Source organism: Sunxiuqinia indica (assembly GCF_009847015.1).
GTDB classification, from domain to species: Bacteria; Bacteroidota; Bacteroidia; order Bacteroidales; family Prolixibacteraceae; genus Sunxiuqinia; species Sunxiuqinia indica.
In genome coordinates, this window is the sequence record NZ_WVEM01000001.1 from 302,881 (window position 1) to 319,510 (window position 16,630).

Here is a 16,630-nt window from a genome sequence, read left to right on the forward strand (position 1 = left end):
TCAAAAATACCTCATGGCTAAAAAGACCAAAAGAAAACCTGTGAAGAAGAAAAACAATAGTTTGAAAGGACTATTCACTCTGTTTAAGGGAGATAAGTTTAGGTATACCGTTGGGCTATTTCTATTTGTGTTTGCTCTTTATTTGTTAATCGCATTTATATCTTTCTTGTTTACAGGTCATGCAGATCATAGTAAACTAGATCTATCGTGGCGTGAGTTGTTGGCAAATACCGAAATAAAAGTTAGAAACAAGGCTGGCAAAACGGGCGCATTTTTGAGCGAAGCGATCATTAATCGCGGGTTTGGAATTTCAAGTTTTCTGTTGATATTTATGTTGGTTATTACAGCGTTCCATTTTTTTAAGCGTCCGCTGGTCAGGTATTGGAATTCAATAATACTTGCTTTTGTGAGTATGCTTTGGCTCTCCCTGTTTTTTGGGCTTTTACTAACGGATGTAAATACCAAAAGCTTCCTGTACTTGGGAGGTGAAAATGGTTATTTTCTGGCTGTTTGGTTAAGCTCACTTGTCGGATATGTCGGCACTTTCTTTATTCTGGTTCTTAGTTTGTTCTTAATCGTGCTTTTTAGTTTTAAAAACTTTATTCCCTGGTTGCAAAAGCTATTTGGTAAAAAGGAGATGGGTGAGACTGAAGAGCAGCCAAGTTCTGTTGAGCACAGTCAGGATGTTGAGATGGAGGATAGTATTTCAAAAGTTATAGACGATAATGATACCATTGAAACCATTTTTGACCCCGATGAGAATGATCTCGACCTAGATGAATCGATTGATAAGAACAAGATTCAAACGAACGTGCGCGAACAGCTTTCAGGAAAAAGCGGGAACGAGGAAAATGAAGATGATCTGGAGATGAGTGTTGAAAAGGTGGAAGAGGAGACAGATGAGAATTATGAGCATGAAGCGATGGTTGATTACGATCCAACGCTGGATTTGTCAAACTACCAATTTCCATCAATTGATTTACTTGATGATCACTCTTCAGGTAATGCCGAAGTAAGTAACGAAGAGCTAATTTCGAATAAGAATAAAATTGTTGAAACACTTCGCCATTACAAAATAGAGATTACTAAAATTCGAGCAACCATTGGACCAACAATTACCTTGTACGAAATTGTGCCGGCTCCTGGAATTCGAATAGCCAAAATCAAGAATTTGGAGGATGATATTGCCTTGAGCTTGGCCGCTCTTGGAATTCGGATTATTGCACCAATTCCCGGACGCGGAACAATTGGTATTGAAGTGCCTAATCAAAATCCTGAAATTGTCTCAATGCGATCGATCATTGCTTCCAAAAAGTTTCAGGAAAGTACAGCCGAATTGCCCGTTGTGCTTGGTAAAACAATTTCGAATGAAACTTTTTTGATTGATTTAGCAAAAATGCCTCACATTTTGGTTGCCGGTGCTACCGGACAAGGAAAGTCAGTCGGATTGAATGCCATTATTGCTTCGTTACTTTATAAAAAGCATCCGGCACAATTGAAGTTGGTTTTAATTGATCCCAAAAAAGTGGAGCTGAGCTTATATTCGACTATTGAAAAGCATTTTCTGGCCAAACTTCCAGACGAAGAGGAAGCCATTATTACTGATATTCAGAAAGTGAAACATACGTTGAATTCAGTCAATATTGAGATGGACACCCGATATGATTTGTTGAAGAAAGCACATACCCGAAATATAAAAGAATACAACAAAAAGTTTATTGGCCGGCGTTTAAATCCTGACAAAGGTCACCGATACCTGCCATATATTGTAGTTGTTATTGACGAATTTGCCGATTTAATTATGACAGCTGGAAAAGAAGTGGAATTGCCGATCGCCCGCATTGCACAGTTGGCTCGTGCGGTGGGAATCCACATGATTATTGCAACTCAGCGACCATCAGTAAGTATCATTACCGGGGTAATCAAGGCGAATTTTCCGACACGTATTGCTTTTAAAGTTGCGTCAATGATTGATTCACGTACTATTTTAGATACTTCAGGAGCCAACCAGCTAATTGGTAAAGGTGATATGTTGATTGCGATGGGCAGTAGTATTACGCGTTTGCAATGTGCATTCCTTGATACTCCGGAGGTCGACCGCATTTGTTCGCATATCTCGGAACAACAAGGATATCCAACTGCTTTCTTATTGCCTGAATATGAAGGGGAAGATGCTGGAGGAGTTCAGGGGACAGACTTAGCGAACCGCGATGAGATATTCGATGATGCCGCACGCATCGTTGTGGTCAATCAAATGGGTTCAACTTCAATGATTCAGCGTAAATTCTCGATTGGTTATAATCGGGCCGGTCGGATTATGGATCAACTGGAAGCTGCAGGCGTAGTTGGCCCGAGTGAAGGAAGTAAGGCTCGTCAGGTGCTTATTCAGGATGAATATAGTTTGGAACAGTTATTGAATAGCATGTAAAAATTCAAATATAGAAATGAAGAAACTAGTAGTTTTATTGACCGTTGCGTTGTACTGGAGCATTGGCTTTGCCCAGCAAGATCAAAAAGCCAAAAGCATTTTAGAGAAGGTAACCGAAACCACGCAAGGATATTCAAGCATTCAAGCCACCTTTAATTACATTATGGAGAATCAAACAGAAGGAATCCATGAAGAAAACAATGGCCAGATTTTATTAATGGGAGATCAATTTCACTTAAGTTTAGATGAACTGGGCATGGAGATTTTCAACAATGGGGAGACCGTTTGGACTTATATGAAAGATGCCGGAGAGGTAACCATTGCTGAGGCTGATGATGAGATGAATGAAATGATGGATCCTTCGAAATTATTTACCATTTACGAAGAAGGGTTTGCTTATAAATTTGTGGAAGAAAAAATAGTTGAAGGACAGGAGGTTTATGTGATCGACCTATTTCCTGATAATGAGGAAATAGAGTATACAAAAATCAGAATTCAGATTGATAAAAAGCGAATGTTGATCAAGAAAGCTGAAATGGTTGGTCGTGAGGGAAACAACTACATCGTGGAGGTGAAGAACTTAGAAACAGATGTTCGGGCAACTACAGCCGATTTTGAGTTTGATTCGTTGAAGCATCCTGATGTTGAGAAAATTGATTTACGATAGATAACATACAAAAAAAGGAGCTTTAAAGCTCCTTTTTTTTTGTTCTATAATTATTTGTAACTATTCTTTTTCCTTGTAAGTTAAACGTTCAACGGTTGAAATTTCCATGAAGGTTGATCCACCGCCAATACCGAAACTTCCACCAACGTATACCACGTTATCATCGTTAACGACTTTACCTTTATTTACAAGTTCTTTTAATGAAGAACGAACCATTTTAAATTTGTTCTTTTTAGGCTCAACTAAAAAAGGACGGACACCATACGAAAGTGCTAATTGACGAACAACGGGCATTTCGTAGCAGCTGGCATAAACTGGGTTCTTTCCGCGGAAAGCAGCCAGGTAACGAGCCGTTTTTCCGGTAAGGGTGTTGGTTACAATTGCTCTCGTTTTTAATTCATCTGATGCTAAAATGGCAGCTTCAGCCAAATAGGCAACAACTTCGTTATTTACAGCAGGAATTGTAATGTCGTTACGTTTATCTTTGCTGCTTTCAACTTGCTGTGCAATGCGGCTCATGTATTCAACCGACTCAATCGGATATTGTCCGTAAGCGGTTTCTCCACTAAGCATGATAGCATCAGTTCTTGAGTAAATCGCATTTGCAACATCGCTTACTTCAGCTCTGGTCGGACGTGGGTTGTCGATCATACTATGCAGCATTTGAGTAGCAATGATTACCGGCTTCTTTCTCTGAACAGCTTTTTTGATCAGCATTCTCTGGATGCCGGGTATTTTTTCGGCCGGAATCTCAATTCCAAGGTCTCCACGGGCCACCATGATTCCATATGCGTGATCCAGAATCTCATCGATATTATTTACACCATCCCAGTTTTCTATTTTAGCAATAATCTTGATCGGACTATTGAGTTTGTCTAACTGTTCTTGCACTTGAATAACATCTTCTTTATTACGAACGAAAGAATGTGCGATAAAGTCAAGTTTATTTTTCGCAGCAAATTTGATAAATGTTTTATCTTTTTCCGAAATAGATGGAAGTTTTACACTAAACCCGGGCGTATTTATGCTTTTCTTGTTCTTAATTTTTCCGGGATTTTCAACAAGACACAAAACATAGTCTTCAAATTTCTCCTGAACCGATAGTTCTAATTCTCCATCGTCAATTAATAATGTTCCGTCGGCTGGTATTTCTACATGAAAATTATTATACGATACCATCATGGTAGGACGGCCTTTTTCACTTTTACGGTCAAGTCCCGAAACTTCGATAAGATCTCCTTTTTCAATCTCAATTGGGCTTTCCATATTTACAGTTCTGATTTCAGGCCCTTTCGTGTCAATCAGTAGTGCTATTGAATCTGATACTGATCGTATATTGTTTACCATTGTCAAGGCTGTTTCCTCGGTGATATGCGCCGTATTTAACCGGGCAACATTCATCCCCGCTTGATATAAGGCTTTGACAAATTCCGGTTCGCACTTTAGGTCTGAAATCGAAGCAACAATTTTGGTATGTTTCATTACATTCATTTATTACATTATCGGCCGGCAAAATTAGACTTTTTTCTTATAGTGTAAACAAAAGGACCTTTTGAGATCGTTAAATGATTTTAAAGTTAACGTTGCAGAAAACTTTCAATTCCTAAACGGTATGAGTCGAGGCCAAAACCCATAATACTACCCTTGCAGGCCGGCCCTATGATTGATTCGTGTCTGAATTTCTCTCGGGTTAAGATGTTCGATATATGAACCTCAACAACTGGCGTTTGTATGCCGGCGATGGCATCTCTAATAGCTACCGAAGTATGTGTATAAGCTCCAGCATTAAAGACAATCCCATCATAATCAAAGCCAACTTCGTGTATTTTATTAATTAATTCGCCTTCAACATTCGATTGGTAATAGGTTAGTTCATGCTGAGTAAACTGTGTCTGAAGTTGTTTAAAATAATCTTCAAAGGAGGAATTACCATAAATGTTTTTTTCTCTCTTTCCTAGTAGGTTTAGGTTAGGACCGTTGATTAACAATATTTTCATTTTTATTGTGCTTTATATTAAAATTTTAGTAACTTTAGCCGGTCTAACGACGTATTGATAATTATGTATTCTTGGGGAAGAAGCTATTGTTATCAATTTAGTTGAGAAGTGTTACAGAACCAAAATTACGAAAATTGATTTGAGAACAAATTTAAATGCTTTTAATTATGAAATGGGAAGATAGTAAAAAAGGATTTGAAAATTTCTTGAGACTGGAGAAGTCTTTATCTCAAAATTCCATTGCTGCTTATGTGAATGATATTAACAAGCTGATGGTTTTTTTAGAAGAAAATTTCAAGCGCTTAGCACCTGAAAAGGTTAAGTTAAATCATCTGCGGAGTTTTGTTGAACACCTGAACGACAGGGGTGTTTCTCCTCGTACTCAAGCACGTACTATTTCTGGAATTAAGTCCTTTTTTAAGTACTTGTTGATTGAAGGAAAAATTCAGGGAGATCCAACAACATTGTTGGAGTCGCCAAAAATCGGGCGTAAGCTTCCAGATGTATTAACAATGGAGGAGATTGATACGATTATTGATGCTGTTGATGTTGAAAAGCCTGAGGGACAGCGCAATAAGGCTATGTTGGAGACGCTTTACAGTTGCGGATTGCGAGTTTCTGAGTTAGTGAATTTAAAGGTGACAAACTTATTTTTTGAACAAGGCTTTGTTAAAGTTGAAGGCAAAGCCGAAAAAGAAAGACTTGTTCCGGTAAGCGAGAAAGCGGTTGTTGAAATTAATAAATACCTCAGTGGATACCGGAAGACATTAAAAATTAACCCCGAAAGTGAAAATGTTCTTTTTCTGAATAGAAGAGGAAAGAAACTAAGCCGGGTTATGATTTTTACAATCATTAAAAATTTGGCTGAAAAAGTGGGGATGGATAAAAAGATTAGTCCACATACCTTCCGTCATTCATTTGCGACTCACCTAATTTCTGGAGGAGCGGATTTAAGAGCTGTTCAGGAAATGTTAGGACATGAGTCTATTTTGACAACTGAAATATATACTCACCTTGATCGTGATTATTTGAAGTCGACAATTAGTCAATTTCACCCGCGATCATAAGAAATTACCTGGTTCTGTTTTAATGATTTCTTAACATTGTAAATTAGTCAAATAAGTTGGATATAAAGTTGCGAGACAGTACGTTAGTTAACGTGCTGTCTTTTTTTTATTTAGCTTAGTTTCAAATTAGTACTAAATTGATTTTGGCCTCTTAAAAAGAAGGAAAAAAATATTATTTTCGTCTGCCGAGAGAAAATTGGTTTTGTTGGAAATATTAATTTTTAATTGTTGATTATGAAAAATTTAGATTTATCGAAGTACGGCATTGTTGATGTAAAAGAAATCGTACATAACCCATCTTACGAAGTATTATTTGAGGACGAAACGAAGCCTGAGTTGGAAGGCTTTGAAAAAGGTCAGTTGACAGAGCTGGATGCAGTCAACGTAATGACTGGCGTTTTTACAGGTCGTTCGCCAAAAGATAAATACATCGTTGAAGATGAAACAACTAAAGACACCATGTGGTGGAATTCGCCAGAATCTCCAAATGATAACAAACCAATTTCGAAGGAAGTTTGGAATGATCTTAAAGCAAATACAGTAGAACAGCTATCAGGTAAAAAGCTTTACGTGATGGATACTTTTTGTGGAGCGAATGAAGATTCTCGTCTGAAAGTACGTTTCATCATGGAAGTTGCATGGCAGGCACACTTTGTGAAAAATATGTTCCTTCGTCCAACTGAAGAAGAATTGGCAAACTACGGTGAGCCTGATTTTGTTGTGATGAACGGTTCAAAAACCACAAACGAAAAATATAAAGAACACGGATTAAACTCAGAGGTATACACTGTATTTAACCTGACTGAAAAAATGCAGGTCATTGGTGGTACTTGGTATGGTGGAGAAATGAAAAAAGGTATGTTCGCTATGATGAACTACTACTTACCATTGCGTGGAATGGCTTCAATGCACTGCTCTGCCAATGTTGGTAAGGAAGGCGATGTAGCTATTTTCTTTGGTCTTTCAGGAACTGGAAAAACAACTTTGTCAACTGACTCAAGCCGCCAGTTAATTGGTGATGACGAGCACGGTTGGGATGATGATGGTGTATTCAACTTTGAAGGTGGATGTTATGCAAAAACCATCAACCTGGATAAAGAAGCCGAGCCCGAAATTTTTGGTGCTATAAAGCGCGATGCATTGTTGGAAAATGTTACTGTTGATGAAAATGGTAAAATTGATTTCACTGATGGCTCAGTAACACAAAATACACGGGTTTCATATCCGATTAACCACATCGAAAATATTGCTGTTCCTTCAAAAGCAGGACATGCTAAAAAAGTAATTTTCCTTTCTGCTGATGCTTTTGGTGTGTTGCCTCCTGTATCAAAATTGACTCCAGAACAAACAAAATACCATTTCCTATCAGGATTTACCGCTAAGCTTGCTGGTACTGAGCGCGGTGTTACGGCTCCTCAGCCAACTTTTTCTGCTTGTTTTGGTGCTGCATTCTTAACACTTCACCCTACACAGTATGGTGCTGAGTTAGTGAAAAAAATGGAAGCGCATGGAGCTGAGGCTTACTTGGTAAATACAGGATGGAATGGTACCGGAAAACGGATCTCAATTAAAGATACTCGCGGTATTATCAATGCAATTTTGGATGGTTCTATCGAGAAGGCAGAAACGAAAACAGTTCCTGTTTTCAACTTGGAAGTTCCTACTGCTTTGCCAGGAGTTGATCCTAACATTCTTGACCCACGCGATACTTACGCTGATGTTAAAGAATGGGAAGCAAAAGCTCAGGATTTAGGTGGGCGTTTTGTTAAAAACTTTGAGAAGTATACTGACAACGAAGAAGGTAAGGCATTGGTTGCTGCCGGTCCTCAATTGTAAGAGATTACATTTTATTACTATATTTGAGCCCTACCAATTCGGTAGGGCTTTTTTTGTGCTTAAAGTGTAGGTGATTTTGCAGATGAAGGTTTTCAAAGATAGGCAGGTTCTCGTTTTGTTTTTAATTACGGCAGTCGTACTCCGTCTTTTCAGTTTTTTTACCAGTGTGCTTGATCATGATGAATCTACCTATTTAATAATAGGAAGAGATTTGCTGAATGGAAAATTGCTTTACTATGATGTTATTGATAGTAAGCCAGTAGGGATATTTGCAATCTATGCCTTCATGGGCCTTCTGTTTGGACATTCAATTGTAATGAGCCGGTTGTTTGTTGCTCTTATTGTCGGAGTGACTGCTCACTTGCTTTTTCTCGTTTCAAAGAAAATATTGAATAATCAACCAGCGGCACTGGCCACTGGATTTATTTATATTTGTTGTACGTCTACTTGGAACTATTTTGGATTATCTCCTAATACGGAGTTATTCTTCAACTTTTTTACAGCCTTCTCTTTGCTTTTTTTATTGAAAAAGAGCTCAATTCGATATGGGGTGGCAGGTGTACTTATGGGAATTGGTTTTATTATTAAGTATCTGGTTCTTTTCGATTTCGTCGCTCTAATGTCTTTTCTATTGGTATATGAAATTATGCAGCGCCGAAGTCGGTTTTCGTGTAAGGATTTTTTACCCTTTCTGTTCTCAGGTGTTGGGTTTGCATTACCTTTTTTGATGGTAAATCTATATTTCTTTGTCGGAAATTATTTTGAACATTTTAGATTTATTACTTACGATTTGCCGGGAAGGTACATGCAGCAAGGCACAACCTGGCGATTTGTAAAACTGTTACTCGACTTTTCGGGACGATTTTTCCCGGTTACGTTCTTGATATTTTATGTGTTGTTTTCGAAACAAAAGCTACTTAAGCCAAGATACAAGTATTTAGTCAATTATTGGATTGCCGCTATATTATTGGCAATCTATCTTCCGGGAAAAGGATTTAGTCACTATGCAATTCAATTGATGATTCCAATAAGTCTTATTGTAGGTGTGGCTTTTCATTCGGAATTTCGGTTAGGTAAATATGCTCGTTTTTTCTTTCGGGGTAAGACTGGCATGTCTTTTGGCATTTTATTGTTACTGGTCATTCAGGTTGTTGGAATACGGGGGAAAATAGTTCGTCCGGATGAACCAGAGGTAATTGCAGACTACTTACAAAAGCGAATTACTCATGAAGACAATGTTTTTGTGGCTAATTATGAGCAAATTGTGTATTTATTACTAGAAAAAGAGTGTCCCACAAAGTATGTGCATTCATCCATACTGAATTCACCTCATCTCTCAATGGCTTTCAATGTTAATCCGGAATTGGAACTAATTGAAGTGCTCAAGAAAAAGCCCAAGTATATTCTCATTGAAAATAAATTCGAGTTACTTGAAAAGATGATTCATTCGGATTATATTTTAGAAAGGAGCTTTTTTAATGAAAAGGTAAGAGCCTACAGACGGGTGCTGTAGCATTTCTCTACTGATTTTATTCGTTTATAATCTCATTGAGTGATTCGTCAAGGGTAGGATAAATGAATTTGAAATTTTGCTGAATCAAATGCTGAGGCACAACTACCGGACTTTTCAAAATTAGATTCGAAGCTTTACCGAAAAGTAAGCGTAATGCGACAGCAGGAACTTGAAAAAATGCCGGACGACTTATTTTCTTTGCAAGGTTTTTTGTGAATTCCTGATTCGAAGTTTGTTCCGGAGCTACTAAATTGTATATACCCGAATATGATTCGTCAGTAAGTGCGATTTCAAAAGCTTGCAGTACATCATCAATATGAATAAACGGGAAAGCTTGTTTGCCGTTACCTATTTTTCCACCAATCCCTAGTTTGAAAACAGGTAGCAGACGATTCATAAATGGTGAGTTCTTGCCGATTACAATGCCTGATCTGAAAATAATACGCCGGATATCTTCTGGTAGCCCAACCAATGCATCCTCCCAATCATCAATCACGCGAGCTGCAAAATGATTTGCATACCTGGTACTTGTTTCATCGTGAGATAATTCATCTCGGTAAATACCAATGGCCGATATTGACACAACTATTCCAGGTCTGTCAGCATGTTTTATTGCGTTAATGGCCTTAACCAGATTTTGGGTTGTTTGCACACGACTGTTGTATATAACTGATTTATTTTTTTTGGTCCAACGCTGAATAATCGGAGCTCCTGCCAAATTAATTACTGCATCTGTTTCGTGCAGCTTTTCAGCGAGTAATTGATAATCTCCATATAACAGTTCGCGGTCAATCCTGATAATTTGAACATTCCGTTGGTTTAGCTTTTCAATTATGTTTGTTCCAATATATCCTCCCGATCCGGTAATTGCAATTCTCATACTTCTGTTTTTATCTAATTGTTAGTTTTAAGACAATCTTAGTAACTGAAAAGTTTTTGAATGTAAGTACAACATCCGGCTATTGAATCGTTTTATTTATCTAATTTTGTTTTTAAAATAGATTTTAATGGCGACAAAAAGGTCAAAAAAGATACCATCCCAAAAGAGAAAACCAATACGAAAAAAACAAAAACGATCATCGAAAGCAAAAAAGAGAAATGTCTGGATGTTTCTGCTTAAGCTTTTTGCTGTTGGTTTTATTCTCTTTTTTATATTCTTCATGGCTGTTTATTTGGGATTTACAGGCCATGTTCCGAGTTCCAATCAGTTGAATGATATCAAAAACCCACAGGCATCAGAAGTATTCTCAGAGGATGGTCGGTTACTCGGTCGCTATTATATTGAGAATCGGAGCAACGTTCAATTTGATGAAATATCACCTAATGTAATCAATGCACTGATTGCTACAGAGGATGCTCGTTTTTATGAACACCGCGGGATTGATGAGATTGCGCTTATGCGTGTACTTTTCAAAACGATCTTGCTACAGGATAAAAGTGCTGGCGGCGGAAGTACTTTGAGTCAGCAGGTTGCTAAAAACTTATTTCCACGAAATGATTTGTGGGTGTTTAGTATGCCGGTTAATAAACTGCGCGAGGCAATTATTGCCTATCGTTTGGAGCGCATTTATACCAAGGAAGAAATTCTGACACTATATCTGAATACGGTTCCGTTTGGAGAAAACATTTTTGGTATTGAGGTCGCTGCAGAACGATTCTTCAGCAAAAGTCCTAAAAACCTTACCGTAGATGAATCAGCGGTGTTGGTTGGTATGCTGAAAGCCAACTACAGCTACAATCCCCGAATTAATCCTGAACGTTCGAAAGAACGGCGCAATGTGGTCATCAATCAAATGATCGCAAATGGCTTTCTGGAAGAAGCACAAGGAGCGGTTTTTAAGGAGAAGCCTCTGGGTGTAAAATACCGACGGATTTCTTACAACGAAGGGCCGGCACCGTATTTTGTCGAGATGCTAAAGTCGGAATTGATGGAGTGGTGCTCAAACAATACCAAAGAAAACGGTGAACCATATAATTTATTTACCGATGGTCTGCGGGTTAAAACAACCCTGAATTACGATTTCCAGTATTTTGCGCAACAATCGGTGAAAGAGTACATGGAAAACTTACAAAATGTATTTGATAACCACTGGGGGAAAACCGAGCCATGGAGAGGGAAACCGAACATTTTGAAGAGTGCAATACATCGTTCGGAGCGCTATAAGAAGATGACTAAAGCTGGCAAAACGCAAGAGCAGATTGATCAGGCTTTCAATTCGAAGATAAAGACAACTTTTTTTACCTACCAAGGACTCGAACAGGTTGAAACAACCCCTCTTGATTCAATTAAACACTATTTACGCTTACTTAATGCCGGTTTTTTAGCAATTGAACCATCAACAGGAGCCCTAAAAGCATGGGTTGGGGGGATTGATTTTCGCTTTTTTAAATACGATCATGTTTTGTCAGCGCGTCAGGTTGGTTCTACATTTAAGCCGTTTGTTTACTTAGCAGCTCTTGAAGACGGACAAAGCCCATTTGAGTATTACCCAAATGAAAAGAAAGTCTATGAAGATTATCAGGATTGGTCGCCGAGTAATTCACACGGAGAGTATACGGGGTATTATTCAATGGAAGGGGCGTTGAGTCAGTCATTAAATACAGTTGCAGTTGATGTAATGATGAAAACAGGCATCGAGAAAACGATTGAGACTTGTCGGGAATTGGGATTAGAAGCTGATTTGCCCGAATTTCCCTCTTTAGCGCTTGGTGTAGCTTCAATTAGTTTGAAGGACTTGCTTTTTGCTTATGCAACCATGTTAAATCAAGGAACTCGTGTTGAACCCAATTACCTTGTTTCAATCAGTGATAACAAAGGCAACAGGCTGGTTGAATATAAACGGGAACCAGCCACCCGAACTTCGTTGAATGGTGTCAATTGTCAGATTATTACCCACATGCTCGAATCGGTTGTGAATGGTGGTACGGGGAGCTCGATCCGAAATACCTATCAAATTTCTGGCGATTTTGCCGGTAAAACAGGGACAACGCAAAATCAGTCTGACGGATGGTTCATTGGCCTCACTCCTGAATTGGTAACTGGTTGCTGGGTTGGAGCTGAAGATCCTGGAATTCATTTCCGCACAATAAAATATGGACAAGGAGCATACATGGCTTTACCAATTGTAGGTAAGTTTTACAGTAAGCTTTATCGTGATGCTCGATATAAAACGATGCAGTATGCTGATTTTCCAAGTTTGGATAACGGGCTATTGGCCGATCTGGCAATTCCTCACTACCGGGAGTTTTATGATTTGGATGATAAAGACAATTTGATTGAACGAATATTTGCCGGAAAATCGAAAGAAGAGAAGTTGAAAGAGGTTAAAAATCCGGAGAAGAAAGAAAAGAAAAAAGTTTGGGAAGTAATCAAGGGAATTTTCAAAAAGAAAAAATAGTTTCTCCCCGATTTTAGACTGCCTTTTATTATTTTTGCGAACAAATGGAGAATAAGCAGTCTTTAATTGTTCGTTTTCACCGTTGGCGTTTACGGCACTTGAGCGAACGCCACTTTGTGGTGATTCTGAGTGTGGTTGTTGGTATTATTGCCGGAATTGCAGCAACGATAATTAAAAATGCTGTTTGGCTGACGCAACGATTAGTGCACAATATATCGCTGGGGCATTATGTTGAAAATTACATCTACCTAATTCTTCCAATTACAGGGATTTTCATCACTGTTTTGTTTATTACCTATATTATAAAAAAACCGGTTCGTCATGGTATTCCCAATGTTTTGCACAGTATTTCAATGCGCCAGGGCGAACTGAGTAGACACAACCTGTTTTCATCGGTAATAACTTCTGCATTTACTGTGGGCTTTGGTGGTTCTGTTGGGTTAGAAGGACCCACCGTTGCTACCGGAGCAGCTTACGGATCCTGGATTTCAAAAGTATTCAGACTTAATTACAAGAATACCATATTGATGCTTGCCTGTGCTTCTGCCGGAGCAATGGCAGCTATTTTTAAGGCACCCATTGCTGCCATTGTTTTTGCGGTTGAAGTTATTATGATCGACCTGACTACCTTTAGTTTGGTTCCTCTCTTATTGGCATCTTCATCAGCGGTATTGACTTCTTACTTTTTTATGGGGCAAGACGTACTTTATCCATTTAATGTTGAGACCAGCTTCGAACTGTCAGACCTTCCATACTATATTGTTCTAGGAATATTTGCCGGATTGATTTCGGCATATTTCACCAAAATGTACTTATACATTGAAAAACTTTTTGAGGGGTTTAGTACAAAGCGAATACGACTTACGGTTGGTGGATTGAGCTTGGGAATTTTGATTTTCTTTTTCCCAGCACTTTATGGAGAGGGCTACGAAGCCATCAATATGTGTTTAGAAGGAGATTTAGGATATTTGTACGATGATTCGATCTTTTACAGCTTTAAAGGAGAAATGTGGAGTATGTTCGTATTGATTATAGCTGTAATTCTTTTAAAAATTGTTGCCACTTCAATAACCTTTGGTAGTGGTGGTATTGGCGGTATTTTTGCCCCAACACTTTTTATGGGTGTTAATTCTGGAATGCTTTTCGCACAATTTGTCAACATGACTGGGTTAAAACAATTAAATGTAAATAACTTCGCACTGATTGGAATGTCCGGATTAATAGGCGGAGTTTTGCAAGCTCCGTTAACCGGTATTTTCTTGATTGCTGATATTTCCGGTGGCTATAAATTATTTGTACCATTAATGATCGTGTCAACTTTTGCATACCTTACGGTTAAAGCGTTTACATCAAATTCTGTTTACCATATTCAGCTGGCAAAGCGAAAGGAACTAATGACTCATGATAAAGACCTCAATGTAATTCGAATGATGGAAGTGAAAAAGTTAGTTGAAACTGACTTTCTTGTGCTGCGACCAAACTCAACTTTAGGCGATCTGGCTGAAGCAATTTCCAAGGCACACCGGAATTTATTCCCCATTGTTGACGAAGATGGTTATTTGAAAGGAATGGTGAAAATGGATGACGTGAGACATTTGATTTTCCGTCAAGAGCTTTACGATAAGGTTCATGTTAGTCATTTGATGTATTTGCCTGAGCATTCAATTTCAACGTCTGATTCGATGGAACAGGTTGTTGAGAAATTTGAGTCAAGTGAACGTTATAATCTGGCAGTAATCGATCAGGGCAAATACATTGGTTTTATATCCAGAGCTCGCGTTTTTTCGACATACAGAAAGCGAATGGCACATTTATCACACGATTAAGCAAAATTTAATAATGTTGGGGATTGACAAGATTGATTTAAAATCATTGGCGAAACAGCTAATGGGTAAGAAAAGGCTATACTGGATAAGCTTCATAATTGGAGTTGTCAGTGGATTGGCTGCGTTAATCTTAAAAAAATTAATTCACTTTATTGGAGAACAGTTAGTTGGCCACTTTGTTACGACCGATGAAAATTTTCTGTATCTGGCCTTTCCTTTAATCGGAATTGCGATCACGGTGCTGATTATTCGGTATTTTATTAAAGATGATATTGGACACGGCGTCGCTAAAATTTTGTCTTCAATTTCAAATAATAAAGGAAAGATTAAGTCGCACAATTCTTTTTCTTCCATGATTACCAGTAGTTTCACGATTGGGTTTGGTGGATCAGTAGGAGCTGAGGCTCCCGTGGTATTGACGGGAGCTTCGATTGGCGCAAACCTGGCTCGCTTCTTTAAACTCGGACATGCCGATGTTATCTTAATGATTGGATGTGGAGCTACCGGAGCTATTGCCGGAATTTTTAAAGCACCAATTGCTGGCATCGTCTTTACCTTGGAAGTACTAATGCTTGATTTAACCATGGCTTCACTGGTTCCTTTATTAATATCGGGGATTACTGCTGCAGTAATTAGCGTTTATTTTATGGGTGATGTTGCGCTATTCAAGTTCAATCTGATCCACACTTTTCAGGCCGATCAGGTTCCTTTTTATATCGCCTTGGGTATTTTTGCAGGCTTTGTATCCTTGTATTTTACAAGAGTCGCGATGTGGGTAGAACAAGTTATGAAAGGTATCGAAAAGCAGTGGCTTCGTATGGTTTACGGTGGAACTGCTCTTGGAGTTTTGATCTTTCTCTTTCCGCCACTTTGGGGTGAAGGCTATAATTCCATAAACAAAGTGTTTAACGAACTTGGTCTGGAATTGTTAGACAATTCCTTATTTTACGGTTTGCGCGATAATCCTTGGTTTTTTGTTGTCTTTTTAGTGCTTTTATTAGGCTTTAAAGTAATTGCCATGGCAGTTACCACTGCTAGTGGTGGAATCGGTGGAATTTTCGCACCAACACTTTTTGTAGGAGCCATTGGTGGTTATTTTATGGCTTTCTTTCTGAATCTCGTCTTTGGGCTAAATTTACCACTCGATAACTTTGCATTGGCAGGTATGGGAGCGATGATGGCGAGTGTTATGCATGCGCCCTTGCTGGGTATTTTTTTAACTGCCGAAATCACAGGAGGCTATGAACTTTTCTTTCCTTTAATCATTGCATCGTTGGTCGCTTATATTACAATAGTCCGATTCGAAGAACACTCGATATATACGAAGCGATTAGCCCTCGATGGAAAGTTGGTAACGCATCATAAGGATAAAGCGGTTCTTCACTTTATGGAAGTTCAGGATTTGATTGAAACTGATTTCGAAATTATTTCTCCCGAGGCAACTTTGGGAGATCTAACCAAGTCTATTTCCAAGTCGAAGCGCGATCTTTTTCCGGTGGTTGATGCCAGTGGAGTTATGCGTGGAATGATTAAAATGAATGATATAAGAGATATCATTTTTAATCAGGATTTGTACGAAACTGTTTATGTAAAAGACTTAATGTACATGCCCGAGTATTTTATTTCACCCGGGGATACCATGCATGTTGTTGCTGAAAAATTTGAAACGAGTGGACGTTTCAATCTAGCAGTTATCGATAATGGGAAATACATTGGATTTATCTCCCGGGCTAAAGTATTTTCGAACTACCGAAATACCGTGCGTACTTTTTCGCATGATTAAACGCAACGGGAATAACGATCAACTGAATGGAACGGACAGCGTATACCCGAATAACTGCTGGCTGTTGAGAATGAGTGCAACCGATATTCGATATCAATAAAATGGGTTAACTTTG

Annotated in this window: 11 protein-coding genes; 8 read left to right on the forward strand and 3 right to left on the reverse strand. The window is 38.5% G+C overall.

Annotated elements, in window-relative coordinates; genetic code table 11:
• Positions 1-13: 13 nt before the first annotated feature.
• Together GR929_RS01175 and GR929_RS01180 are read left to right on the forward strand one after the other, a co-directional pair.
• Positions 14-2,428, forward strand: a complete 2,415-nt coding sequence (locus GR929_RS01175; protein WP_159517080.1) for a DNA translocase FtsK — start codon at positions 14-16, stop codon at positions 2,426-2,428.
• A gap of 16 nt (positions 2,429-2,444) precedes the next feature.
• Positions 2,445-3,095 (forward strand): LolA family protein, encoded by a 651-nt coding sequence (locus GR929_RS01180; protein WP_159517081.1) that lies wholly within the window; start codon positions 2,445-2,447, stop codon positions 3,093-3,095.
• A 60-nt stretch (positions 3,096-3,155) separates the two neighbouring features.
• Here GR929_RS01180 and pyk read toward each other — a convergent pair whose 3' ends face one another.
• Positions 3,156-4,577 (reverse strand): pyruvate kinase, encoded by a 1,422-nt coding sequence (gene pyk / locus GR929_RS01185; RefSeq protein ID WP_159517082.1) that lies wholly within the window; start codon positions 4,575-4,577, stop codon positions 3,156-3,158.
• Between the two features lie 95 nt (positions 4,578-4,672).
• A complete protein-coding gene (gene aroQ / locus GR929_RS01190; protein WP_159517083.1) occupies positions 4,673-5,092 on the reverse strand; it encodes a type II 3-dehydroquinate dehydratase in 420 nt (139 codons plus the stop codon).
• 167 nt (positions 5,093-5,259) lie between these two features.
• Between aroQ and xerD the strand changes: the two genes are divergently transcribed.
• The 3 genes from xerD to GR929_RS01205 all read left to right on the forward strand — a co-directional run bounded on the left by xerD (position 5,260) and on the right by GR929_RS01205 (position 9,508).
• The gene (xerD, locus tag GR929_RS01195; RefSeq protein ID WP_159517084.1) at positions 5,260-6,159 is read left to right on the forward strand and encodes a site-specific tyrosine recombinase XerD; all 900 of its coding nucleotides are present in this window, start codon (positions 5,260-5,262) and stop codon (positions 6,157-6,159) included.
• 234 nt (positions 6,160-6,393) lie between these two features.
• Positions 6,394-7,995 (forward strand): phosphoenolpyruvate carboxykinase (ATP), encoded by a 1,602-nt coding sequence (pckA, locus tag GR929_RS01200; protein ID WP_159517085.1) that lies wholly within the window; start codon positions 6,394-6,396, stop codon positions 7,993-7,995.
• 82 nt (positions 7,996-8,077) lie between these two features.
• The gene (locus tag GR929_RS01205; RefSeq protein WP_235934036.1) at positions 8,078-9,508 is read left to right on the forward strand and encodes an ArnT family glycosyltransferase; all 1,431 of its coding nucleotides are present in this window, start codon (positions 8,078-8,080) and stop codon (positions 9,506-9,508) included.
• A gap of 16 nt (positions 9,509-9,524) precedes the next feature.
• Here the strand turns inward: GR929_RS01205 and GR929_RS01210 are convergent, their stop codons facing one another.
• Positions 9,525-10,388, reverse strand: coding sequence for a TIGR01777 family oxidoreductase (locus GR929_RS01210; protein ID WP_159517087.1), 864 nt, complete (start codon positions 10,386-10,388; stop codon positions 9,525-9,527).
• Positions 10,389-10,515: 127 nt separating this feature from the next.
• Between GR929_RS01210 and GR929_RS01215 the strand changes: the two genes are divergently transcribed.
• Genes GR929_RS01215 through GR929_RS01225 form a run of 3 tightly spaced genes read left to right on the forward strand, consistent with a single transcriptional unit; the run spans position 10,516 to position 16,515 of the window.
• Entirely contained in the window at positions 10,516-12,906 is a 2,391-nt protein-coding gene (locus GR929_RS01215; protein WP_159517088.1) for a penicillin-binding protein 1A, read from the forward strand.
• 44 nt (positions 12,907-12,950) lie between these two features.
• The gene (locus GR929_RS01220; RefSeq protein WP_159517089.1) at positions 12,951-14,732 is read left to right on the forward strand and encodes a chloride channel protein; all 1,782 of its coding nucleotides are present in this window, start codon (positions 12,951-12,953) and stop codon (positions 14,730-14,732) included.
• Between the two features lie 13 nt (positions 14,733-14,745).
• Positions 14,746-16,515: a chloride channel protein gene (locus tag GR929_RS01225; RefSeq protein ID WP_159517090.1), complete on the forward strand. Its 1,770-nt coding sequence runs from the start codon at positions 14,746-14,748 to the stop codon at positions 16,513-16,515.
• The last annotated feature ends 115 nt before the right edge of the window (positions 16,516-16,630 follow it).

What these genes read in the sequence shown, in the direction of transcription:
- GR929_RS01175 (WP_159517080.1), top strand. Translation starts at nt 14, where the DNA reads ATGGCTAAAAAGACCAAAAGAAAACCTGTGAAGAAGAAAAACAATAGT.
- GR929_RS01180 (WP_159517081.1), top strand. Translation starts at nt 2,445, where the DNA reads ATGAAGAAACTAGTAGTTTTATTGACCGTTGCGTTGTACTGGAGCATT.
- pyk (WP_159517082.1), bottom strand. Translation starts at nt 4,577, where the DNA reads ATGAAACATACCAAAATTGTTGCTTCGATTTCAGACCTAAAGTGCGAA.
- aroQ (WP_159517083.1), bottom strand. Translation starts at nt 5,092, where the DNA reads ATGAAAATATTGTTAATCAACGGTCCTAACCTAAACCTACTAGGAAAG.
- xerD (WP_159517084.1), top strand. Translation starts at nt 5,260, where the DNA reads ATGAAATGGGAAGATAGTAAAAAAGGATTTGAAAATTTCTTGAGACTG.
- pckA (WP_159517085.1), top strand. Translation starts at nt 6,394, where the DNA reads ATGAAAAATTTAGATTTATCGAAGTACGGCATTGTTGATGTAAAAGAA.
- GR929_RS01205 (WP_235934036.1), top strand. Translation starts at nt 8,078, where the DNA reads ATGAAGGTTTTCAAAGATAGGCAGGTTCTCGTTTTGTTTTTAATTACG.
- GR929_RS01210 (WP_159517087.1), bottom strand. Translation starts at nt 10,388, where the DNA reads ATGAGAATTGCAATTACCGGATCGGGAGGATATATTGGAACAAACATA.
- GR929_RS01215 (WP_159517088.1), top strand. Translation starts at nt 10,516, where the DNA reads ATGGCGACAAAAAGGTCAAAAAAGATACCATCCCAAAAGAGAAAACCA.
- GR929_RS01220 (WP_159517089.1), top strand. Translation starts at nt 12,951, where the DNA reads ATGGAGAATAAGCAGTCTTTAATTGTTCGTTTTCACCGTTGGCGTTTA.
- GR929_RS01225 (WP_159517090.1), top strand. Translation starts at nt 14,746, where the DNA reads ATGTTGGGGATTGACAAGATTGATTTAAAATCATTGGCGAAACAGCTA.